Raw genomic sequence first — 20,521 nt, forward strand, 5'->3', positions numbered from 1 at the left:
CCGGGGTGACGTCTCGGCGTCAGGCGATCTGGTGGGCGAAGATGCGGTCGAGCTCGGCAGAGGCGTCGGTGGTGACACCGCCGTGGACCGGGCCGGGCTGGAGGACCGTGGACTTCGGGGCCTTGAGGAGGCCGAAGCGGGCGGACTCGTTGTCGGAGAGCGCCCGGATGCCGTACGCCGTGGCGCGGACGCCCGCGCCGAAGCCGGCGTGGGCGGCGCCGGCGCAGATCAGGTCCACCGACTCCAGGGCCGCCCGGACGAGGGACAGGTCGAGGCCCGGAGCGAAGGTGGCCAGCCGCTGCTCGTCGAGCGTCCACCGCGCGGCGAGGAACTTCTGCTCCGGGCAGTAGAGGACGACGCCGACGTTGAGGAACTCCTCGCGCTCGGGTCGGGGTACGCAGCGGAGCACGACGTACTGGTAGGCGTCCATCACGCCCCCTGAGCGGGCTCGGCCGCGGGCAGCCACGGGCGGCCGCCGTCGAGGCGGGCACGCAGGAACGCGACATACCGCTCGCGCAGCGACTCCGGGGTGTCGTAGCCGGGGACGGGCTCGAGCCACTCGTCGGGTACGTCGGCGAGCACCTTCTCCAGCACCGCGTCGTCGAGCCTCGCGGCGAGATCGTCGTTCTGGGCGAGCGCCTCGGCGGCGAAGGCCCGCAGGACGTGCTCGGAGGTGTCGAAGGGCTGCGCCGCGTAGCGCGCCGGGTCTCCCCCGCCCCCGGGCCAGACGTGGTGGAAGTAGAGCGAGGCGCCGTGGTCGATGACGTAGAGCGCGCCGTTCCACAGCAGCATGTTGGGGTTGCGCCAGGAGCGGTCGACGTTGGCGATCAGCGCGTCCAGCCAGAGGATCCGGCCGGCCAGCGACGGGTCCGGCTGATACGCGGCGTCGTAGCCGAACGCACCCGCCAGGAAGTCGATGCCGAGGTTGAGCCCGGCGCTCACGTTGAGGAGGTCCTGGACCTCCTCGTCGGCCTCGTAGCGGGCGATCTCGGGGTCCAGGTCGAGCACGACCTGTTCCGGGGTCGGGATGTCGAGCGCCCGGCACAGCCCGGTGACGATCACCTCCGCGACCAGCACCCGCAGCCCCTGCCCGGCGCCACGGAACTTGCAGACATAGGTGCCGAGGTCATCGGCCTCCACGATCCCGGGCAGGCTGCCGCCCTCCCGGAGCGGGGTGACATACCGCGTCACCCGCACCGTCTCCAGACTCACGAGATGGTGTCCTCTTCCAGTCGTCTCTTCTCCTCGGCGATGTCGAAACGGGGCGCGGGCCAGTCGAGGTCGAGGCGGTCCAGGGTCTCCAGGAGCAGCTCGCCGATGGCCAGGTTGCGATACCACTTCTTGTCGCTCGGCACGAGGTACCACGGAGCGTACTCGGTGTTGGTCCGCTCCAGCGCAATCTCGTACGCCTCCTGGTAGCTGTCCCACAGCTGCCGCTCGTCGACGTCGCCGGGGTTGTACTTCCAGTGCTTCGTCGGGTCCTCGAGCCGGGCCAGGAGCCGCTTCTTCTGCTCCTTGGGCGAGATGTGCAGCATGCACTTGAGGATCACGGTGCCCTCGTCCACGAGCCGCTTCTCGAAGTCGTTGATCGCGCCGTAGCGTCGCTCGATCTCCTCAGGAGCGGCGAGCTCGCGGACGCGACCGATCAGGACGTCCTCGTACTGCGAGCGGTCGAAGACGCCGAGGTAGCCGGGCTCCGGCACCGCCTTCTCGATCCGCCACAGGAAGTCCTGGGCCCGCTCCTCGTCCGTGGGGGCCTTGAAGCTGGTGATCTTGACGCCCACGGGGTCGACCAGCCCGACGGTGTGCTTGAGCACGCCGCCCTTGCCGGAGGTGTCCATGCCCTGCAGGACGAGCAGCACGCGCTTGGGGTCGTCGCTCTCCTTGGAGGCGAACAGCTTGGTCTGCAGCTCGATCAGCGTCGGGCCGAGCTCGGCGAGCACCTGCTTGCCGGTCTCCTTGTCGGCGCCGACGCCGGGCGCGGAGTTGGTGTCGTACTTCCGCAGGTCCACCGGTCCGGCCGGCAGCCGCAGCTCGTCGAGAAGGCTCATGCCCTGACGATAGGCCCGCAACAAGCGCGAGCGGAGCGGCTCACCCGAGTACGCGCCGAAGATCCAGCGTGCAGCCGACCATCGTGGTCGTCGAGCCGTCGGGTTGCGGCTCGTCGAACCAGGTGCCCTGCTCGAAGCCGACCTTGGCGAGCATCCGCAGGGAGGCGGCGTTGCGGTGGTCGGGCGCGGCGAAGCAGGCCGTCGCGCCCGGGTAGCGGCGCGGGACCGAGGTGAGCCAGACCCAGGCCATCCGCGGCCCGATCCCGCGGCCGACGAAGGCCGGCTCCCCGATCGCGTAGTCGAAGCCGATCGCATCGGGGTCGGGGGTCAGCAGGGCGTAGTCGGGCTCGTCGCTGATCCGGTAGTCCTGGCAGAAGCCGACCGAGCGCCCGTTGACCTCGATCACCCAGAAGGTCACCGGGGTCTTTCCGTCGATGTCCGGCCCGTAGTTCTCCGCCACCCACTCGGGTGTCGGCTCGCCGTCGACGGCGTACCACCGGTGCACGTGCTCCGCGTTGAGCCAGCGGATCAGGTGCGGCAGGTCTCCGCGGGTCATCGGCCGCAGCGCCACCACCGGCATCGGGTCGGAGGAGAACTCCTTCACCTCGCCGGAGAGGTCCACCGCGTACGCGGGGCGCCCGGCGATCCTGGTCGCCGCCGATGCCCAGCTCTCCCCCGGGCGCGTCACACCACCGAGGCGATGTGTCCCGGTGTGGACGGCGACCGGCGTGAACATGACCTCAGGCTAACGCCGAGAGGTCAGTGGGCCTGGCCGCCGCGGCGGTCGACGAGCGGCGGCTGGGAGGACCAGGGGAAGTCGATCCAGCGGTCGGTCTTCTTGTAGACGTAGTCGGCGTTGATCACCGTCCACGGCTTCTCGAAGATGACCGCGGTGCGGGCCTCGGCCACGTGGCCCTCGCAGAAGTCGTGGACGATCTCGAGGGTCTTGCCGGTGTCGGCGACGTCGTCGGCGATGAGCACCTTCATCCCGGTCAGGTCGACGGCCGCGGGGGTCGGCGGGAGCATGATCGGGACGTCGAGGCGCTCGTTGACACCGGTGTAGAACTCGACGTTGACCGCCGACAGGTTCTTCACGTCGAGGGCATAGCCCAGGCCCATGCCGAGGGCCAGACCACCGCGGGCGATCGAGAGCACGATGTCGGGCTCGTAGCCGCTGTCCACCACCTTCTGGGCGATGTCGCGCACGGCGGTGCCGAACAGCTCGTAGGTCAGGATCTCGCGCTCTTGCTGCTCACTCACAGATCGGATTCTGACACGACATCACCAGCGCCATCGTCATCGGCCAGCGAGAGCTCCTCGCGAACGATGCTGTAGGCCACACCGGCGCCATATCCCTTGCGGGCGAGCATCCCGACCAGACGCCGGGTCTTGGTCTGGTCGTCGAAGCGCTCCATCGAGCGCAGCTTGCGCCGGACCATCCGCCGGCCTGCCTCGCGCTCGTCGTCGGGGTCGATCTCGTCGAGCGCCTCACGGGCGACGTCGTCGTCGATGCCCTTGCGGCGCAGCTCCTGGGCCAGCGCGCGTCGCGCGAGGCCCTTGCCGGGCTGGCGACTGGCGATCCAGGCCTTGGCGAAGGCCTCGTCGTCGATCAGGCCGACCTCTTCGAAGCGGTCCAGCAGCCGTGTCGCCAGAGCCTGCGGGACCTCCTTCTTCTCCAGCTTGTCGGCGAGCTCCTTGCGGCTGCGCGCCTGGCCGGTCAGGGCGTCGAGCAGGATCTTGCGCGCGATCGCCTCGTGGTCGGGCTCCGGGTCGTTCTTCGGATCGGCGGGGTCCGCGGGGCGGGGTTTGCGCGTACGCGACCGTGTTGGTCTCGACGCGTCGTCGCTCCTTCGTCGCGACAACGGCTCGACCGACGGGGGCGACGGCTCGACCGACGGAGTCTTGCCGGCCCAGGCTTCGACCCCCAGCGACACGTCGCCCAGCCACTCGGGCGCGGGCCGTTCGTCCACCCAGGGATCCTGGGTGGACGAACGGTTGCGCTCAGACGAAGCCACGGGTCAGAGGGACCTAGAAGTCCTCGACACCGGCAGGCTCGGCCACGGCGTCGTCGGCCGGGGCGTCGACCGAAGGCACGACACCGAGCTTCTCCAGGATCCGCTTCTCCAGCTCGTTGGCCAGGTCGGGGTTGTCCTTGAGGAAGTTGCGGGAGTTCTCCTTGCCCTGACCGAGCTGGTCACCCTCGTAGGTGTACCAAGCGCCGGCCTTGCGGACCAGGCCCGCCTCGACACCGACGTCGATCAGGCCGCCCTCGCGAGAGATGCCCTTCCCGTACATGATGTCGAACTCCGCCTGCTTGAACGGCGGGGCCACCTTGTTCTTCACGACCTTGACGCGGGTGCGGTTGCCGACCATGTCGGTGCCGTCCTTGAGCGTCTCGATCCGGCGCACGTCGAGTCGCACCGAGGAGTAGAACTTCAGCGCGCGACCACCGGTCGTGGTCTCGGGCGAACCGAACATCACGCCGATCTTCTCGCGCAGCTGGTTGATGAAGATGGCCGTGGTGCCGGAGTTGTTCAGGGCACCGGTCATCTTCCGCAGCGCCTGGCTCATCAGTCGCGCCTGCAGGCCGACGTGGCTGTCGCCCATCTCGCCCTCGATCTCGGCTCGCGGCACCAGCGCCGCCACCGAGTCGATGACGATCAGGTCGAGCGCACCCGAACGGATCAGCATGTCGGCGATCTCCAGAGCCTGCTCACCCGAGTCGGGCTGGGAGACCAGCAGGGCGTCGGTGTCGACGCCGAGGTTCTTCGCGTATTCCGGGTCGAGCGCGTGCTCGGCGTCGATGAACGCCACGATGCCGCCGGCCCGCTGGGCGTTGGCCACGGCGTGCAGCGCAACCGTCGTCTTACCCGAGGACTCCGGGCCGTAGACCTCGACCACGCGCCCGCGAGGCAGACCACCGAGACCGAGCGCCACGTCGAGCGCGATCGACCCGGTCGGGATCACCTCGAGCGGCGCCTTCGTCTCGTCGCCCAGCCGCATGACCGAGCCCTTGCCGAACTGCCTCTCGATGTTGGCGAGAGCGGCGTCCAATGCCTTCTCGCGATCACCTGCCGCCATGTTCTTTCCTTCCTGAGGAGCAGATTTCTTGCCCCTGCCTGCCGCTTGTCCACGTGTCTTCGTCGTCATCAAGGCAGACGCTAGACGGGACCACCGACAGTTTCTGAACGGGACCCTCCGGCACGGTGTTTCACGACCCCTCGCAAAGCACGAACCACGCTCCACCTACCACACACGATAGCCCGAACAAGCGTTCGATGTGAACACTTGTTCGGGCGTGTCGGAGCGGCGGCACTCAGCGGATCGTCATACCGAGACGCCTTCCTGGACCGGCCGGCCACCTCTTCCAACGCGAGCTCCTCCAGGTAGGCGAGAACGACCCAGACATGGCCGTACGGGCCACCCAGCATCGCCGTCCGATCACCGTGGAACTGGCCGGCTGATACCTGCAAGCAACTCCGGGCCGGCGTGCTCAGGTACATCTCGAAGGCCGCGCCGGCCAGTCATAGGGCCGCCCGCCTCCCGGACCCGAATGGGCCACCGACCTGGAATGTGGGTATCAGTGATCGCTTGCCAGGTGTCACTTGGCCCCAGCAGGCGGCGTCGCGTGGGGCCGCGCGAAAGGTCTGGCACGCCTCTTCCGACCATGAGCACCATAGCCCGGCACTCAGGGGCTGTAACTACGGCGTCGTGGCCTCCGGTATACGCCAGACGATCCGGACCTGCTCGTCGATCGCGAGAGAGGGGCCACCGACGTAGATCCGATGTATGAGGTAGAGGACAGCCAGCCGGTACGCCGCCGGCTCCATATCGTCGACGTTCTCGACTGTCTCGCGGCTGAGCCTGTTCACCTGGCGGACAACACGCGGGTCGGTCTCAAGCGAGCCGAGTTCGGCGACGATATCCGGTTCCAGATTGGTTTCCTCTCGGAGCGCGCGGATTGAGCGCTGCATAAGACCCGGATCGGCTTCGATGCGGTCGAGCATGCAGGTAAGCACGTACGATTCGATGACGTCCGCTTCAATCCTGCCGTGCTCCTTCGGCTCCTCCCCTGTGTAACTCGGGTCCTCCTTGCACTCGATGGTTTCGAGGAGGTCATCGTCCATGCCCTCGTCAGCTTCATGGGTGGAGATGAAGCACGCCGCCACCCACATGACCTCGGCACGGCTCAGGCCAAGGTCCTCGGCAGTCCACAGATCGGGATCAGGGAACTCTCGGACGCTTCGGCCCGCCGGTGTCGAGAGTTCGGAGAGCATGAGCGACTCCAGAGTGACCCAAGCCGGCTCCCATTCCTGGGCGCTGAGAAGCAGCGTCGCCACGGCAGCGCCGGGGCGCTTCCAGAAAATGATGTCGTCGTCGTCTCCATTGACGAAGTACAGAACGTGATCTTCTGGGTCGAACTCCACTCCGGACATTTCTCCGAGATGGGTAAGAACGGCCTGTCGGCCTCGGTAGCGCCCGACGTATCGGCGCGCCAAGGCGACAAAGGAGTCCATGGTGGTGTCGTCGAGAACCGCGTTGGGACTGATGCCGATGAAGCGCAATTGATCATGTGTGCCGAACCGACGGAGTTGTTGGGTGGCATTCGCCCAGTACAGGTTCCTGCTGTTCGGGTCGTACACCACGCAGTACACGGGGATGTTGCCTTCTGCCCAGGTGTCGCTATGCCGATCGACGGGCACCGCGTAGCCGTTTCCCCGGCGCCAACTCTCCCCTCCCTTGACCTGGACTTTGATGGTGTCGCTAGTGACGTCACCGTCGTCGGTGAAAGTGACATAGAGGTCCTCACCGAAGTCGTTCTGCCCTGATATCTCCTGAACGATGTGATCGTGCTCCTCAAGCAGCGCACGCAACGCGTTCACCGCTGCTTGGCCTACGCGCCGTCCTTTGGGGATCTTTGGCATGCCACTCTCTCCGGAGGGTTCATCTTCCGCCAGCGTGAACTGCGACCTTACCGCTATATCGCGTTCCACCATCCATCTTCATCGCACCTCGGCATAGGCACCACAGCCAGACTCAGGTCTACACAATGACGCCACCTCAGCACTCTGACCGCGGCGCCATTCGAGACGCGATGGTGCGGGGCGAACCCCGCAGCACTGAGCTTTGGAAGATCAGCGCTGCGGACTCTCAATACTTTCGGCAGGGACGGAGCTGCCGCCCATCTCATCGGCGATCGCGACCGACAGGCCACCGAGCACGAACGCGATGATCACCGCCGCGAGGGCACCGCTGGAGAAGGCCGGGATGAGGCGGCGTACGCCTTCCTGGACCGGCTCCGCGCCGTGGTACTGGTGCGTGAGCGCGTGCCCCTTGCCCCGCTCGAGCAGGTAGCGGTTGACCGGGAAGGCCGCCACGAAGGCGACCGCGAGGGAGATCATCATCCCGACCCAGAAGACCACGTTGACCAGCCCGGCCTCCATGGCGCCGGGGATGACCGCCATGACCAGGTTGTCGACCACCTCCATGGTCGCGATCGAGAGGGTGTCGGCCGCGAGCACGACACTGAAGGCCGCACCGAGCGCCACCCCCGACTTGAGCAGCGGCAGGGTCGAGAGGGTGTAGCCGAAGACGAACGCCAGGGCGACCGCCAGGACGATCGTCCATCCTGTGCTGAGCCCGACCGCGGTGCCGATCATCAGACCGGCGATCTCACCGATCGCGCACCCGGTGAGGCAGTGCAGCGTGGCACTGGCCGCCATCGCGTTCATGCCACCGCCGTGCCCCGCGTGCTCGGAGTGCCCTGCGTGCTCGGCGTGGTCGCCGTGACCCTGGTGACCCTCGTGCATCGCGTGCTGATGCTCGGCGTGGTCGTGTCCGGCGTGCACGTGCTCGTCATGCGACGACATGTCGCTCCCTTGCTCGATCGTTCGTGGTGACTACCCGCCAATTCATACCCCATGGGGGTATGCCTTCGCAAGCGACATCCGGGTCGAGGGCCCGCTTTGGCGAACCGTGACCGACTCCCTAAGGTGTGCGGTGTGTGGACGGCGGCACGACGGAAGCGGACGACCCGGGCGTACGTGCGCGCCGGCCTGCTGACCGCGGTCCTCGTCACTGTTGCCGGCCTGGTGGCCATGCATGCGCTGAGTCTGCAGGGCACCCGCTCCGACGGCGAGCACGCCACGCTGAGCCTGCCCGCCGCCCACGTGGACCACAGGCACTCCCTCGAGAGTGCCGACCACGGAGCCGCCGGCCACACCGGGCATCCGGGCGGCGAGGGGCACACGACGATGATGCTGTGCGCCGCGTTCCTGATCGCAGCGGGAGCGCTGCTGCTGAGCGGGTGGTGGCGGCGTACGCGTGTCTGGTGGCTCGCCCGGCTCCGCGACCGTCCCCTGAGCGCCCGGTCCGCGCCCTTCCTCGCACGTCTCGCGACCGGCCCACCACCGGAGTGGGCACACTCCGTCATCAGGTGCTGACCGGACCCTGCCCGCCCGCGACCGCAGGCGGGTCAGTGATGCCCGGAACAGCACATGACAAGGAGAAACAACAGATGCGTACGCACCGTCCCCTCATCCGCACGACCTGGGCCGCGGCCGGCCTCGCCGTGCTGCTCACGCTGTCCGCGTGCGGTGGCAGCGAGGAGGCCGCGAAGCCTCAGGAGGTCTCGGAGACCGAGCACAACAAGGCCGACGTCACCTTCGCGACCGACATGATCCAGCACCACGCCCAGGCGATGTCGATGGTCGACCTCACCATGGACCGCGACCTCGAGCCCGAGGTCCGGGAGCTGGCCGACGCCATCCAGGCCGCCCAGGGCCCCGAGATCGAGACGATGTCCGGCTGGCTCCAGGAGTGGGGCGAGGAGGTGCCCTCGACCATGCGCGACCACGTCAACGGCGGCCACGAGGGCCACGGCGACGAGGACAGCAGCATGTCCGACTCGATGGAGGGCATGGACGACGACATGCCCGGGATGATGTCGGCCGAGGACATGGATGACCTCGAGAACGCCTCCGACGCCGAGTTCAGCGACCTGTGGCTGGAGATGATGATCGAGCACCACCAGGGCGCGATCGAGATGTCCGAGACCGAGCAGGACAAGGGCCGGTTCAAGCCGGCCGTCGATCTGGCCGCGACCATCATCGAGTCGCAGTCGAGCGAGATCGACACGATGGAGAAGCTCCTCGGCTGAGGACACCGTCACGGGCGGGGTCGCGCGCTGCGGCCCCGCCCGTCGGGCTGCCCGTCGGGCTGCCCGTCAGATTGCCCGTCAGACCGCCCGACGAGCCACGTACGCAGCCCCGAACAGCACCGCGACCAGCAGGATCGTGCCGAGCGCGAGCGCCGGATATCCGGCCAGGTCGACAACGACGCCCGAGACCGCTCCCGCGGCGGCAGCGGAGACGCCCATGATCAGGTCGGCGGTGCCCTGGACGTCGGCCCGCACCTCGAGCGGGGTGTGGTCGGCGACCGAGGTCGCCGCCGCGATCGTGGCCAGCGACCAGCCGAGACCGAGCAGGAAGAGCCCGGCGAAGATCCGCGCCGAGCTGCCCTGCGGGGCCGCGGCGCACAGCACCAGCGCAACGAGCAGCACGCCACCGCCCAGCGCCATCACGTCGGCCCGGCCGACCCGGTCGGCGAGCCAGCCGGCGACCGGCGCGAAGGCGAACATGCCCAGGACGTGGCCGCTGATCACCAGGCCGATGATCTCCAGGCCGGCGCCGCCGTGCTCCATGTGGAGCGGGGTCATCACCATCACCTCCACCATCGTGGCGTGCGCCGCGGCCTGCCCGACGACCGCGGCCGCGAGCGCGGGACGCTCTCGGATCACGGCGAGCGCCCGCCGCCAGCTCGTGCCCTTCGGCCGCTCCGCGACCGGAGCACCCTCCCGGGCGACCAGCAGCGGGTCAGGCCGCAGGAAGACCCCGACCACCAGCGCGGCGGCCAGCATCCCGATGGCGCCGAGCGCGAACGGCCCGGTGAGGACCGGGATCCCGACGGCGTTCGAGAAGAGCTCGGCGACGCCCGTCAGGTTCGGTCCGATCACGGCCCCGAAGGTGGTCGCCCAGACGACCACCGACAGCGCCCGCGCACGGCTCCTGGCGGGTGCCAGGTCGGTGGCCGCGTAGCGGGCGCCGTTGTTGGCCGCGGTGGTCGCCCCGAGCAGCACCGCGCCGACCAGCAGCAGCGTCATCGAGCCGACCACGCCGGCCAGCACCGCCAGCAGGCCTCCGGACGCCCCGAGCAGGTAGCCCGCCAGCAGCCCGAAGCGGCGCCCGCGTGCGTCCATCACCCGCCCCAGGACGTACGCGGCGACGGCGGCGCCGAGCACCTGGGTCGTCTGCGAGAGCCCCGCCATCGACTCCGAGCCGGACAGGTCGCGCGCGAGCAGGGAGGCGGTCGCGATGCCGATCGTGATCCCCATCGCCCCGACCGCCTGGGTGGCGACCAGGGTGAGGATGGTGCGCTTCTGGACCGCGGCCGCCGAGGCCGGTGCGACCAGCGTCACCGCTCACGCGCCGGCAGCTCCAGGGCCTTCCAGACCGCGGCCCAGACCTCCTTGGGCGGAACCCCGTCGTCGAGCGCCTCCTGGGCGGTGCGCCCGTCGAGGTCGCCCATGACGAACTGGCGTGCCCACGCTCGCGCGTAGCCCGCGCCGAGCGCGTCGTCCATCCGGGACCAGAACTCCGTGTGTCTCATCGCCCCGAATGCTACTCAGCCTCAGCCCCGCCTGCGGGCGAGGACGTCGAGCCAGACGTCGCCGAGGCGGCTGTCGGCGTGCCCGACCTCGAGCACCTCCCAGCCGGCCTCGTCCAGGGCCGACCGGAGCGCGGGCTCGCGCCAGTAGACGAAGAGCCGGGGCGCCTCGACGTGGCCCCGGTTGGTCCACTCCTCGCCGTCGCCCTCCTTCATCGACACGTGCAGCACACCGCCGGGCCGGGTGACCTCGGCGAGCCGGCCGAGCACGGTCCCGAAGTCGTCGCGGGCCACGTGCAGCAGCGTCGCCGAGGCCCAGACCGCGGCGTAGGGGACGTCGGGGTGGACCGGGTCGCGGAGGTCGTCGGTCAGCGGGTCCAGGCAGGCCGCGGCGTACCCCTGCTTCCGCAGGTGTGCCACGAACCCCTCGCTGATATCGGTGCGGCGCACCCGCACTCCCCCGGCCTCCAGGGCCTTGGCGTCGTGGCCGGGCCCGGTGCCGATCTCGAGCACGTGGTCGCCGGGCTCGAGCTCGGCCAGGAACCGGTCCAGGACCGAACGGGTCTCCTCCGAGAACGAGGTGCCCTGGACGTACGTCGCGACGCTCGCGTCGTAGGCGGCGACGGTCGCCCGCTTGGCGGCCGAGCGTACGTCCCACAGGTGGTGGACGACGTCGTGGAGGTGGTAGCGGCCCAGCGACTCGACGCTGAACACGTCGCCGTTGGACCGGATCCCGCGACGCCCCCACGCGTCCGGCGGGACCTTCTCGTAGACCGCGGCCACCTCGTCGGCGGCGTCCATCAGCTCCTCGGCGACGACCGCCGGGTCCTGACCGGCGTAGTCGTCCTCACGAGCGGTCGCGTCCTGGTCCCAGTTGGCGAACCGGGGCTCGTCCTCGGTCAGCATCTGCTGCAGCCGGTCGGCGAAGATGCGGTGCACGTCGCGTACGTGTGCTCCGTACTCCAGCGCCGACCACACCCCCGGCCGGGGACGCTCGCGCGCGTTGTCGGCGGTGAGGTAGATCTCCCAGTAGGTCGCGTTGTCGCGGACGATCTCGGGAAGCTGGTCCGCGGTGACCGCACCGGCGACGAAGCCGCACTCCGGGCAGGGCCGGTCGAGGACCCAGGTCCAGTCCTTGGTGTCGGGCGTGATCGCGTCATAGGTCATGGCTCCATCTTGACGGCCGACCGCCGCGCCCACGAGGGAGATCCTGCCTGTGAGACGCGAGTTGCTGCCGTCGGCCCGGCGTCAGGTGAGCAGCAGCGAGTCGAGCCGTCGCCGCACGACCATGAGGCCGATCGCGCCGAACGCCAGCAGGTAGACCACCGAGACCAGCGAGCCCCACGACGGCACGCCGAGCGTCAGCTCCCGGCACAGCACCACACCTCGGTAGAGCGGCGTGACCTCCACGATCCAGCGCAGCCACCCCGGATAGGCCGTGACCGGGAAGAACGTGGCGCTGAACAGGAACATCGGCATCATCGCGAGGGTGACCTTCTCGAAGTCCTGCCAGGAGGTCATGTAGGTCGTCAGGGCCATGCCCACGGCCCCGAAGGCCGACCCGATGAGCAGCGCCGCGGGCACGACCAGGAGCGCCCACCAGGAGTGCACGAGGTCCATCGCGACCATGATCATCAGGAACGCGGCCACGTAGATCCCGCTGCGGAGCTGATTCCAGAGGATCTCGCCGACGGCGATGTCGACCGTGCGCAGCGGCGTGGCCAGCATCTGGTCGTAGAGCTTGTTATATTTCAGCTTGAAGAAGAAGTTGAAGGTCGCGTCGAGCAACGACCCGTTCATCGCCGAGGCCGCGATCATCCCGGGCGCGACGAAGTCGCGATATTCGATCGGCTCGCCGGCGTAGGTGAACCCGGTGACGATCGCACCGACGCCGATGCCGATCGAGAACAGGTAGAAGACCGGCTCCAGGAAGCCGGTGACGAACACCAGCCACGCTCGCCGGTAGACGAGGATGTTGCGCCACAGCAGCAGCCGGGCGGCCTCGCCACCACGCAGCGGGCGCGCGACGGCGGTGCTCACCGCAGCGTTGAGGATCGCCATCTCAGGACACCAGCCTCTCGGCGAGCTTGCGGATCGCGAGCCACCAGCACACCGCCGCCAGCACCCCGAGATAGGCGACGTGGATCGCGACCATCCCCCAGTCGAGCTCACCGAGCGTGAGCATCCGGGTCAGGTCGACGCCGTGCCACAGCGGCGAGACCATCGCGACCTTCTCGAGCACAGGACCGAGGTTGCCGATCGGGAAGAAGGTGCCGCTGAACAGCGTCAGCGGGATCATCCCGAGCCGGAAGATCAGCGCGAACGACTCCTCGCCCTTGATCGAGAGCGAGAAGAGCAGGACCGGAGTGGCGAAGGCCAGCACCACCAGCCCCTGCACCAGCCACGCCGCCAGCACACCCGCCACGGTCTCGAACACCCCGAACGCCGCCAGGACCAGCAGGAACACCCCACAGGCGAACAGCGCCCGCAGCACCACCCAGCCGAGCTGGGCCAGCACGATGTGGGAGGGAGCCAGCGGCGAGGCGATCATCGAGTAGTAGATCCGCTGCCACTTGAGCATGCCCATCACCGGATAGGTCAGGTCGGCGAAGGCGATCGTCATCGCGTGGGCGGCCACCATGCCGGGAGCCACGAACGCCAGGTAGGTCGAGGCGCCTTCGAGCGTGGCCGGGTCGGCGTCGACGAACCCGCCCAGCAGCACGCCCAGCGCCAGCACGTAGAAGAAGGGCGTCACGAAGGTCGTGATCACCCCGCCCTTCCAGGTGCGTGCCAGGACGGTGAGCCAGTAGTCGCCCATCCGCAGCGCGCCCGCGACCAGCCCCGCGGGCGCCGTCGGCGCGGTGGCCGGTCCGGAGTCGGCGTAGTCGGTCATCAGTCCACCAGCGTCCGGCCGGTCAGGTGCAGGAAGACGTCCTCGAGCGAGGAGCGTCGCACCAGAGTCGCGACCGGCGACAGGTCACGGCTGTGGACGGCATCGATGACCGCCTCGCCGTCGTCGCTGTAGAGGAGCAGCCGGTCGGGCAGCACCTCGATCCGCTCGGCGAGGTCCTCGACCTTGGCGGCCAGCGCCTCGTGCTCACCGACGCCGAAGCGCAGCTCGGCGACCTCTCGGGTGGAGTGCTGCTGGATCAGCCCGAGCGGCGTGCCGTGGGCCACGATCCGGCCCTGGTCCATCACCACGAGCTCGTCGCAGAGCTGCTCGGCCTCGTCCATGTAATGGGTGGTCAGCAGCAGGGTGACGCCCGCCTGCTTGAGCCGGAAGAGCCGGTCCCAGATGACGTGGCGGGCCTGTGGGTCCAGGCCGGTGGTCGGCTCGTCGAGCACGAGGATCTCGGGCCGGTTGATCAGGCTGCGGGCGATGGTCAGCCGGCGCTTCATGCCGCCGGAGAGGTCATCGACCTTCGCCTTGGCCTTGTCGGTGAGCTGGACGAAGTCGAGTAGCTCATCGATCCGGCCCTTCACCTCGGCCCTCGGCAGGCCGAAGTAGCGGCCGTAGACGTAGAGGTTGTCGTAGACGTTGAGCTCGACGTCGAGGGTGTCCTCCTGTGGGCAGACCCCGAGCCGCGCCTTGATCTTCGGCCCGTCCTTGGCCGGATCCATGCCGAAGACCCGCAGCTCTCCCCCGCTCGGCGGCGAGACGCAGCAGATCATCCGCATCGTCGAGGACTTGCCGGCGCCGTTGGGCCCCAGGAAACCGAAGGCCACACCGGGCCGCACCGACACGTCGATGCCGCGCACGGCCTCGAAGTCGCCGAACGACTTGCGCAGCCCGCGCGCCGAGATCATCAGGTCTTCACCCACGTCGGCAAAGACTAGATGCGCGCACCGACAGTTTCGAGCGAGTTCGGCTCGTTGCCTACCGGCCCTGCTGCTTCTGGCGCCGGTTGTAGTCGCGCATACGCTGCGGTACGCCGACCACGGCCGCGTCGTAGGACGGGACGCCGTGCTTGTTGGCGAACTTGTGCGCCCACTGCGCCGATGGCACCCGCCGCCGGGTCCACTCGCCGTCGTGGGCGACCAGCAGCAGCGTCACCTCGCTGACGACGGTGCGCGGCTCAACGAACCCCTCGACACCGCGGCGGGTCTCGACGAACTGCTCGAGATGCTTCTGATCGGTGGAGTCGGCGGCGCGTACCCGCGTGGATCCGGTGTAGATGCCGCCGGTCGGGCGGCTCATCCGCTTCCCGCTGCGTCGGAAACGATCGAACAGGCTCACGCATTTATTGTGCATCGCCGTGCCCAACGCCGGCCCTCGATAAACCGTTTGGGCAGCCGCTTCGCCCTCGCCTATGTTGGAGGCTTTGACCCCACGCCCGATCAGCCGCCGCCACGGAGAAGCGATGAACCAGCCATGCCCATAGACGGGACCATCGACGAGAGCGCCCACGAGCTCGACGAGCTCGCCGCGGAACGAGCCCATCTGGACGCCTCCCGGCAGGACCTGGCCCGGATGCGCCGGAGGGTGGAGTCGCTGGACTCCTCCGACGCCGGCAACTGGGTCAGCGCCGAGATCCTCGACGCGACGCTCGCCCACCGGCTGGAGCAGCTCGCCGACGACCCGGAGGTGCCGCTCTTCTTCGGCCGGATCGACCGGACCGCGGCTGTCGGAGCCGAGTCCTTCCACGTCGGGCGTCGCCACATCACCGACAGCGCCGGTGACCCGATGGTGGTCGACTGGCGCGCCCCGGTCAGCGTCCCGTTCTACCGGGCCTCGCGGACCGAGCCGATGGGGCTGGCACGCCGACGGCGCTACGGGTTCTCCCACGGGGAGCTGACGGCCTTCGAGGACGAGTCGTTGACCGACGCCGGGCCCGCGCAGGAGCACTCGGCGATCCTCGAGGCCGAGATCGAGCGGCCTCGGGTGGGGCCGATGCGCGACATCGTGGCCACCATCCAGCCCGAGCAGGACGTCCTGGTCCGCGCCGACCTGTCGCAGACGATCGTCGTGCAGGGTGCGCCGGGCACCGGGAAGACGGCGGTGGGGCTGCACCGCGCGGCGTACCTCCTCTACGCGCACCGCGAGCAGCTCACCCGGCGCGGCGTGCTGATCGTCGGTCCCAACGCGTCGTTCCTGCGCTACATCCGCGACGTGCTCCCTGCGCTCGGCGAGATCGAGGCCAAGCAGGCGACGATCGCGGAGCTGGTCAGCATCGTCGGCACCGTCCGCGCGGAGGAGCCGGCGCCGGTGGCGACGCTGAAGGGTGACGTACGCATGGCCGAGGTGCTCCGACGGGCGGTCTGGTCCCACGTCGGTGAGCCCACCGAGGCGTTGGTCGTCCCGCGCGGCTCGCGGCGCTGGCGGGTGCCGGCCTACGAGGCGCGGGAGGCCGTGGAGGGGCTGCGCGCCAACGATCTGCGGTACGCCGCGGGCCGGGCTCTGCTCCCGCGCGCCCTGGCCCACCGGGTGCTGGTGCAGATGGAGCGCTCGGGCGACTCCCCCGACGACCGTGTCCACGACGCCGTGGCGCGGGCCAAGCCGGTCAAGGACTACGCCGCGGCGCTGTGGCCCGATCTCAAGCCCGCCAAGGTGCTGTTCCGGCTGTTCACCGACGCGGCGTGGCTGGCGGAGGTCGCCGACGGGGTGCTCTCGGAGGCGGAGCAGGAGATGCTCGTGTGGGCGAAGCCGCCGCGCTCGGCAGGCGCGGCCCGCTGGACGCTGGCCGACCTGGTGCTCCTCGACGAGATCGCCGACCTGCTCGACCGCACGCCGTCGGTGGCCCACATCGTCGCCGACGAGGCCCAGGACCTCTCCGCGATGATGCTGCGCGCTCTCGGCCGCCGCTCGACCACGGGGTCGCTGACGATCCTCGGCGACCTCGCCCAGGCGACCACGCCGTGGGCCTCCTCGTCCTGGACCGACGCCCTGGCCCATCTCGGCAAGCCCGACGGTCACGTCGAGCAGCTGACGCGTGGGTTCCGGGTGCCGGCCGACGTGATCGCGTACGCCGCTCGTCTGCTCCCCCACATCGCCCCCGACCTGGAGCCGCCGGTCGCGGTGCGCCGGGCCCGCGGCGACCTCACCTTCACCTCCGCGACCGTCGTGGAGGCGCTCGCGGACGCGCTGGCCCGGCCGGGGTCGGTGGGGCTGATCGTGCCCGACGCCACGCTGCCGGAGGTGCGCGCCGAGCTGACCGAGGCCGGGCTCGCCTTCGCCGAGATAGGGGTGGCCGCCGACGAGGAGACCGAGTTCGACGCCCATCTCGACCTGGTCCCCGCCTCGCTGGCCAAGGGGCTCGAGTTCGACCATGTCGTCCTCGCCGACCCGGTGGGCATCGTCGACGGTGAGCCCGACCGCGGCACCGGCCTCCGCCGCCTCTACGTCTGCCTGACCCGCGCGGTCACCTCGCTCGTCGTACGCCATGACGGCCTTCCCGAAGAGCTCGGCCCCGAAGAACTCGGTGGCATCCCCGAGCGGGTTGATGCCAAGGTGGGCGCATGATCGACACCCGCCCTGATCCCCTGGTGAAGGCCGAGTGGCCGCTACGCACCGACCGACTCGTGATCCGGCGGATGGCGCTGGCCGACATCGAGCCGACCTGGGCCTTCCGGAGTCTTCCCGAGGTGTCCGAGTGGGTGACGAGTGCGTTCGCGGACATCGAGGCCTATCGCAAGATCTTCGAGCGCCCCGACGTCCTCGGCCCCGCCCTGGTGATCGAGCACGACGGCGTCATCGTCGGCGACCTCATGCTCCGGATCACCGACCCGTGGTCGCAGACCGAGGTGCGCGAGCAGGCCAACGGCACCCAGGCAGAGCTCGGCTGGACCATCGCGCCTGCCCACCAGGGCCACGGCTACGCCACCGAGGCGGTCCGTGCCCTGCTGGACGTCTGCTTCGGCCCCCTCGGTCTGCGTCGTGTCGTCGCGGAGTGCTTCGCCGACAACGAGGCCTCCTGGCGGCTCATGGAGCGCGTCGGGATGCGCCGCGAGTCGCACACCGTCAAGGACTCCCTGCACCGCACCCGCGGCTGGCTCGACGGGCTCTCCTACGCGATCCTCGCCGAGGAGTGGGCAGCTAAGCGCTGATCCCGGGGCTGAGGGCCGCCTCGATCGCGGCCTCGCAGTGCAGCCGGGTCGTCGGGAACAGCGGCACACCTGCGTACGTCTCCATCGGCAGCAGCAGCTCGATCTCGGTGCAGCCGAGGACGATGCCCTCGCAGCCGGCGGCGACGAGCCGGTCGATGACCTCGAGGTACGCCTGGCGGGAGCTGTCCAGGAACGTCCCCAGGCACAGCTCCTCGTAGATGATCCGGTGGACCGTGCGCTGATCCTCGTCGCCGGGCACGGTGACCTCGAGGCCGTGTCCGCGGAGCCGGTCGGCGTAGAAGGGCTGCGACATCGTGAACCCGGTGCCGAGGAGCCCGACGCGCCCGATCCCGGCCGCCACGACCGCCGCTGCGGTCGTGTCACCCAGGTGCAGGAACCGATCCCGGTACGTCTCCTCCAACGCGCCGGCCACCTTGTGCATCGTGTTGGTGGCCAGCACGATCACCTCCGCCCCGGCATCGCTGAGCGTCGCCGCCTCCTCGGCCAGCCGCTGCCCGGCCCGCTCCCACTCGCCGGCGACCTGCAGCTCCTCGATCTCGGCGAAGTCCACCGAGCGTACGATCAGGTCCGCCGAGTGCAGCCCACCGAGCCGCTTCGCGGCGATCTCGTTCAGCAGGCGGTAGTACTCCGCCGTCGACTCCCAGCTCATCCCGCCCAGCACACCGATGCGTCGCATGCCCTCAGTCTGCCCGGGCGGCCAATACGGCGGTCAGGCCCTCACGCAGATCCTCGACGAAGCGATCGGGAACCTCCATCGACGGGAAGTGCCCGCCCCGCTCGGGTGTCCCCCAGTGGACGATGTGCCGGTAGCGTTGCTCCGCCCACTGACGCGGACAGCGCTCGACGTCGCCGGGATAGATCGTGATCGCCGACGGTACGTCGACCCGGAGGTCGGGGTCGAGAGCGTTGTGGCTCTCGTAGTAGATGCGGGCAGCGGATGCGCCGGTGCGCGTCAGCCAGTAGAGGGTGACGTTGTCGAGGACGCGCTCGCGGGAGATCGTCTCGAAGGGGCTGTCATCGGTGTCCGACCACTCGGCGAACTTGTCGAGGAGCCACGCGAGCAGCCCGACCGGCGAGTCGACGAGACCGTAGCCGATCGTCTGCGGCCGGGTGGCCTGCTGCTTCGCATACGCCGCCCGATGGCGCCAGAAGTCGCGCGTCCCCTCGGCCCAGGTCCGCTCCTGGGGCGTCAGTCCGTCCGTGCTCAGCCCGGGCGGGCCTTCCGCGAACGTCGTGTGGATGCCGAGGACATGGTCGGGGAACCTGCCGGCGAGCACCGTGGTGATGTTGCCGCCCCAGTCCCCGCCATGGGCCAGGAACTCGTCGTAGCCGAGCCGCCGCATCAGCTCCACCCAGGCGGCCGCCGTCTTCTCGGTCCCCCATCCGCTGGTGGCCGGCCGCTCGCTGTAACCGAACCCCGGCAACGACGGGACCACGACATGGAACGCCGGATCCTCCGCGTCCTCCGGGTCGGCCAGCTCGTCGATGATGTCGATGAACCGGACGACGCTGTCGGGCCACCCGTGGGTCAGGAGCAGCGGCGTGGCGTCCGCGCGCGGCGACCTGCGGTGCAGGAAGTGGATCCCCAGCCCGTCGATGGTCGTGCGGAACTGGCCGGCCCGGTCGAGCCGCTCCTCGAACGCCCGCCAGTCGTACGCCGTCCGCCAGTGCTCCACAAGATCGACGAGGTCGGCGAGCGGAACCCCCTGCGCCCACCGGTCCCGTCCGCGCGCCGCGGGATCGACCGTCTCCGTCTCCGGCAGCCTCACCGCGCCCAGCCGCGCCCGCAGGTCGTCGAGCTCTGCGTCGGTCGCGTGTGCTTCGAATGCTCGTACGTCGCTGCTCGGATCGGACATGGGACCTCCTGGCATCGCGGAACCGTCCCTGCCGGTTCTAGCACCCGCGCGGCAACGCCCGGGGTCACTCCTCCGCACGGGCACGAGCGTCCTCCCAGCCACAGCTCACCGGTTCCTCCTGAGCATCTGCAGAGAGACGTTTGATGCCGACCTCGCCGTCGACCTTCCACCCGAGCATGCGATCGGTGGCCATCCGCCCGGTCCAGTAACCAGTGATCCCACCTGAGGCGACGTAGACCCGCGTCCCCTCCGTCCGCACCTCGAGCCCCGGGAGATCGGTGAGGGCACGTACGCTCGCCGCCGCGTTCTCCGCCTGCAAAGCTGCCGTGAGCCGGACCTCGGCATCCTCCGGAAGGTCAACGGTCGCCGCGCGAGTTCGGTCGATCTCCGTCGTCGTCGGGCATTCGACCTCGTCGGCGGTGTCCCACTCGCGCGGCTCGGTCCACTCGAAGCAGCGGGTGGCGGAGTAGGTGTTCGAGGAGTCGGGCCAGATCCGGGTGGCACACTCCCAGTTCGTCCGGCACTCGTGGTGCGCCGTGATCGCCAGCACGATCCGCCGGCCGTCGTCGGGACTGTCAGTCGCCACCAGGATCTCCACCTCCCCCTGCCGCTCCCCCTCGCGCGCCTGGTCATAGGCAGTCTTGCCGGGATAGGTCTCCATCGCGTTGAAGATCGCCACCGCACGCTCCTGCGTCCGCGCTTCCGCCGGCGACCCTTGAGCCCCACGCCCAGAACGCGCCGGCACCTGCAACGAGAGCCAGCGCCACGACGGCCAGGACAACCCACAGAGTCTTCACATCAGCCAGTCTCGACGGCCTCATCGGGCCTGGCGTGAGCGCCGATACTCAGTTTCGGCGTAAACCGTTCCGGCACTGCGGGTCACGG

General features: G+C 69.5%; 23 protein-coding genes. 4 read left to right on the forward strand and 19 right to left on the reverse strand.

Translation table 11 applies throughout. The features are described from left to right. Window positions 1-19: 19 nt before the first annotated feature. From UG56_RS26400 to UG56_RS26440, 9 genes are all read right to left on the reverse strand, one after another. Window positions 20-430, reverse strand: coding sequence for a DUF3037 domain-containing protein (locus tag UG56_RS26400; RefSeq protein WP_045551277.1), 411 nt, complete (start codon window positions 428-430; stop codon window positions 20-22). Next, entirely contained in the window at window positions 430-1,212 is a 783-nt protein-coding gene (locus tag UG56_RS26405; protein WP_045551278.1) for a HipA family kinase, read from the reverse strand. The genes UG56_RS26400 and UG56_RS26405 overlap by 1 nt, the downstream gene beginning before the upstream one ends. Next, window positions 1,209-2,051: a PPK2 family polyphosphate kinase gene (locus UG56_RS26410; protein WP_045551279.1), complete on the reverse strand. Its 843-nt coding sequence runs from the start codon at window positions 2,049-2,051 to the stop codon at window positions 1,209-1,211. Before UG56_RS26410 ends, UG56_RS26405 begins: the two co-directional genes overlap by 4 nt. Before the next feature lie 40 nt (window positions 2,052-2,091). Continuing rightward, complete coding sequence (locus UG56_RS26415) at window positions 2,092-2,787, reverse strand: GNAT family N-acetyltransferase (protein ID WP_045551280.1); 696 nt, start codon at window positions 2,785-2,787, stop codon at window positions 2,092-2,094. A gap of 23 nt (window positions 2,788-2,810) precedes the next feature. After that, the gene (locus UG56_RS26420) at window positions 2,811-3,311 is read right to left on the reverse strand and encodes a phosphoribosyltransferase (RefSeq protein WP_045551281.1); all 501 of its coding nucleotides are present in this window, start codon (window positions 3,309-3,311) and stop codon (window positions 2,811-2,813) included. Further along, window positions 3,308-4,021: a regulatory protein RecX gene (locus tag UG56_RS26425; RefSeq protein WP_045551282.1), complete on the reverse strand. Its 714-nt coding sequence runs from the start codon at window positions 4,019-4,021 to the stop codon at window positions 3,308-3,310. The genes UG56_RS26420 and UG56_RS26425 overlap by 4 nt, the downstream gene beginning before the upstream one ends. 58 nt (window positions 4,022-4,079) lie before the next feature. Continuing rightward, window positions 4,080-5,132, reverse strand: coding sequence for a recombinase RecA (gene recA / locus UG56_RS26430; RefSeq protein WP_045551283.1), 1,053 nt, complete (start codon window positions 5,130-5,132; stop codon window positions 4,080-4,082). A gap of 620 nt (window positions 5,133-5,752) precedes the next feature. Beyond that, entirely contained in the window at window positions 5,753-7,048 is a 1,296-nt protein-coding gene (locus UG56_RS26435) for a DUF4365 domain-containing protein (protein ID WP_218145295.1), read from the reverse strand. Between the two features lie 138 nt (window positions 7,049-7,186). Next, the gene (locus tag UG56_RS26440) at window positions 7,187-7,921 is read right to left on the reverse strand and encodes a DUF4396 domain-containing protein (protein ID WP_256206913.1); all 735 of its coding nucleotides are present in this window, start codon (window positions 7,919-7,921) and stop codon (window positions 7,187-7,189) included. A 132-nt stretch (window positions 7,922-8,053) separates the two neighbouring features. Here UG56_RS26440 and UG56_RS26445 point away from each other — a divergent pair, with 132 nt between their 5' ends. Beyond that, the gene (locus UG56_RS26445; RefSeq protein WP_045551284.1) at window positions 8,054-8,494 is read left to right on the forward strand and encodes a DUF6153 family protein; all 441 of its coding nucleotides are present in this window, start codon (window positions 8,054-8,056) and stop codon (window positions 8,492-8,494) included. A gap of 74 nt (window positions 8,495-8,568) precedes the next feature. Next, complete coding sequence (locus UG56_RS26450; RefSeq protein WP_045551285.1) at window positions 8,569-9,210, forward strand: DUF305 domain-containing protein; 642 nt, start codon at window positions 8,569-8,571, stop codon at window positions 9,208-9,210. A 78-nt stretch (window positions 9,211-9,288) separates the two neighbouring features. Here the strand turns inward: UG56_RS26450 and UG56_RS26455 are convergent, their stop codons facing one another. The 7 genes from UG56_RS26455 to UG56_RS26485 form a co-directional block, all read right to left on the reverse strand. After that, a complete protein-coding gene (locus UG56_RS26455; protein ID WP_071327353.1) occupies window positions 9,289-10,527 on the reverse strand; it encodes an MFS transporter in 1,239 nt (412 codons plus the stop codon). Next, window positions 10,524-10,718 (reverse strand): DUF3046 domain-containing protein, encoded by a 195-nt coding sequence (locus UG56_RS26460; protein ID WP_045550501.1) that lies wholly within the window; start codon window positions 10,716-10,718, stop codon window positions 10,524-10,526. The genes UG56_RS26455 and UG56_RS26460 overlap by 4 nt, the downstream gene beginning before the upstream one ends. A gap of 21 nt (window positions 10,719-10,739) precedes the next feature. Further along, entirely contained in the window at window positions 10,740-11,882 is a 1,143-nt protein-coding gene (locus UG56_RS26465; protein ID WP_045550502.1) for a DinB family protein, read from the reverse strand. A gap of 81 nt (window positions 11,883-11,963) precedes the next feature. Then, window positions 11,964-12,776, reverse strand: a complete 813-nt coding sequence (locus UG56_RS26470) for an ABC transporter permease (RefSeq protein ID WP_045550503.1) — start codon at window positions 12,774-12,776, stop codon at window positions 11,964-11,966. A 1-nt stretch (window position 12,777) separates the two neighbouring features. After that, window positions 12,778-13,608 (reverse strand): ABC transporter permease, encoded by an 831-nt coding sequence (locus UG56_RS26475; RefSeq protein WP_052693930.1) that lies wholly within the window; start codon window positions 13,606-13,608, stop codon window positions 12,778-12,780. Further along, entirely contained in the window at window positions 13,608-14,537 is a 930-nt protein-coding gene (locus UG56_RS26480) for an ABC transporter ATP-binding protein (RefSeq protein WP_256206915.1), read from the reverse strand. Before UG56_RS26480 ends, UG56_RS26475 begins: the two co-directional genes overlap by 1 nt. A gap of 55 nt (window positions 14,538-14,592) precedes the next feature. Next, window positions 14,593-14,952, reverse strand: a complete 360-nt coding sequence (locus tag UG56_RS26485) for a hypothetical protein (protein ID WP_256206916.1) — start codon at window positions 14,950-14,952, stop codon at window positions 14,593-14,595. Between the two features lie 135 nt (window positions 14,953-15,087). Here UG56_RS26485 and UG56_RS26490 point away from each other — a divergent pair, with 135 nt between their 5' ends. Further along, a complete protein-coding gene (locus tag UG56_RS26490) occupies window positions 15,088-17,175 on the forward strand; it encodes a HelD family protein (RefSeq protein ID WP_045550505.1) in 2,088 nt (695 codons plus the stop codon). Beyond that, entirely contained in the window at window positions 17,172-17,759 is a 588-nt protein-coding gene (locus UG56_RS26495) for a GNAT family N-acetyltransferase (RefSeq protein ID WP_045550506.1), read from the forward strand. The genes UG56_RS26490 and UG56_RS26495 overlap by 4 nt, the downstream gene beginning before the upstream one ends. On the opposite strand, the gene UG56_RS26500 is transcribed toward UG56_RS26495, so the two are convergent. The 3 genes from UG56_RS26500 to UG56_RS26510 all read right to left on the reverse strand — a co-directional run bounded on the left by UG56_RS26500 (window position 17,749) and on the right by UG56_RS26510 (window position 20,315). Then, window positions 17,749-18,456 carry an aspartate/glutamate racemase family protein gene (locus UG56_RS26500; RefSeq protein WP_045550507.1) on the reverse strand — a complete coding sequence of 236 codons (708 nt, stop codon included), beginning with the start codon at window positions 18,454-18,456 and terminating at the stop codon, window positions 17,749-17,751. The two genes, UG56_RS26495 and UG56_RS26500, sit on opposite strands and share 11 nt — an antisense overlap. A 4-nt stretch (window positions 18,457-18,460) precedes the next feature. Further along, on the reverse strand, window positions 18,461-19,636 hold the full coding sequence (locus UG56_RS26505; RefSeq protein WP_045550508.1) for an epoxide hydrolase family protein: 1,176 nt from the start codon (window positions 19,634-19,636) through the stop codon (window positions 18,461-18,463). A gap of 64 nt (window positions 19,637-19,700) precedes the next feature. Then, complete coding sequence (locus UG56_RS26510) at window positions 19,701-20,315, reverse strand: hypothetical protein (protein WP_045550509.1); 615 nt, start codon at window positions 20,313-20,315, stop codon at window positions 19,701-19,703. Window positions 20,316-20,521 lie beyond the last annotated feature (206 nt).

Origin of the sequence: Nocardioides luteus (genome assembly GCF_000960475.2) — a bacterium.
Taxonomy (GTDB): Bacteria; Actinomycetota; Actinomycetes; order Propionibacteriales; family Nocardioidaceae; genus Nocardioides; species Nocardioides luteus_A.

Excerpts from the sequence above, each read along its gene's own strand:
- UG56_RS26475 (WP_052693930.1), bottom strand. The coding sequence starts at position 13,608 with ATGACCGACTACGCCGACTCCGGACCGGCCACCGCGCCGACGGCGCCC.
- UG56_RS26500 (WP_045550507.1), bottom strand. The coding sequence starts at position 18,456 with ATGCGACGCATCGGTGTGCTGGGCGGGATGAGCTGGGAGTCGACGGCG.
- UG56_RS26460 (WP_045550501.1), bottom strand. The coding sequence starts at position 10,718 with ATGAGACACACGGAGTTCTGGTCCCGGATGGACGACGCGCTCGGCGCG.
- UG56_RS26435 (WP_218145295.1), bottom strand. The coding sequence starts at position 7,048 with ATGGTGGAACGCGATATAGCGGTAAGGTCGCAGTTCACGCTGGCGGAA.
- UG56_RS26465 (WP_045550502.1), bottom strand. The coding sequence starts at position 11,882 with ATGACCTATGACGCGATCACGCCCGACACCAAGGACTGGACCTGGGTC.
- UG56_RS26490 (WP_045550505.1), top strand. The coding sequence starts at position 15,088 with ATGCCCATAGACGGGACCATCGACGAGAGCGCCCACGAGCTCGACGAG.
- UG56_RS26410 (WP_045551279.1), bottom strand. The coding sequence starts at position 2,051 with ATGAGCCTTCTCGACGAGCTGCGGCTGCCGGCCGGACCGGTGGACCTG.
- UG56_RS26505 (WP_045550508.1), bottom strand. The coding sequence starts at position 19,636 with ATGTCCGATCCGAGCAGCGACGTACGAGCATTCGAAGCACACGCGACC.
- UG56_RS26470 (WP_045550503.1), bottom strand. The coding sequence starts at position 12,776 with ATGGCGATCCTCAACGCTGCGGTGAGCACCGCCGTCGCGCGCCCGCTG.
- UG56_RS26415 (WP_045551280.1), bottom strand. The coding sequence starts at position 2,787 with ATGTTCACGCCGGTCGCCGTCCACACCGGGACACATCGCCTCGGTGGT.
- UG56_RS26495 (WP_045550506.1), top strand. The coding sequence starts at position 17,172 with ATGATCGACACCCGCCCTGATCCCCTGGTGAAGGCCGAGTGGCCGCTA.
- UG56_RS26450 (WP_045551285.1), top strand. The coding sequence starts at position 8,569 with ATGCGTACGCACCGTCCCCTCATCCGCACGACCTGGGCCGCGGCCGGC.
- UG56_RS26440 (WP_256206913.1), bottom strand. The coding sequence starts at position 7,921 with ATGTCGTCGCATGACGAGCACGTGCACGCCGGACACGACCACGCCGAG.
- UG56_RS26400 (WP_045551277.1), bottom strand. The coding sequence starts at position 430 with ATGGACGCCTACCAGTACGTCGTGCTCCGCTGCGTACCCCGACCCGAG.
- recA (WP_045551283.1), bottom strand. The coding sequence starts at position 5,132 with ATGGCGGCAGGTGATCGCGAGAAGGCATTGGACGCCGCTCTCGCCAAC.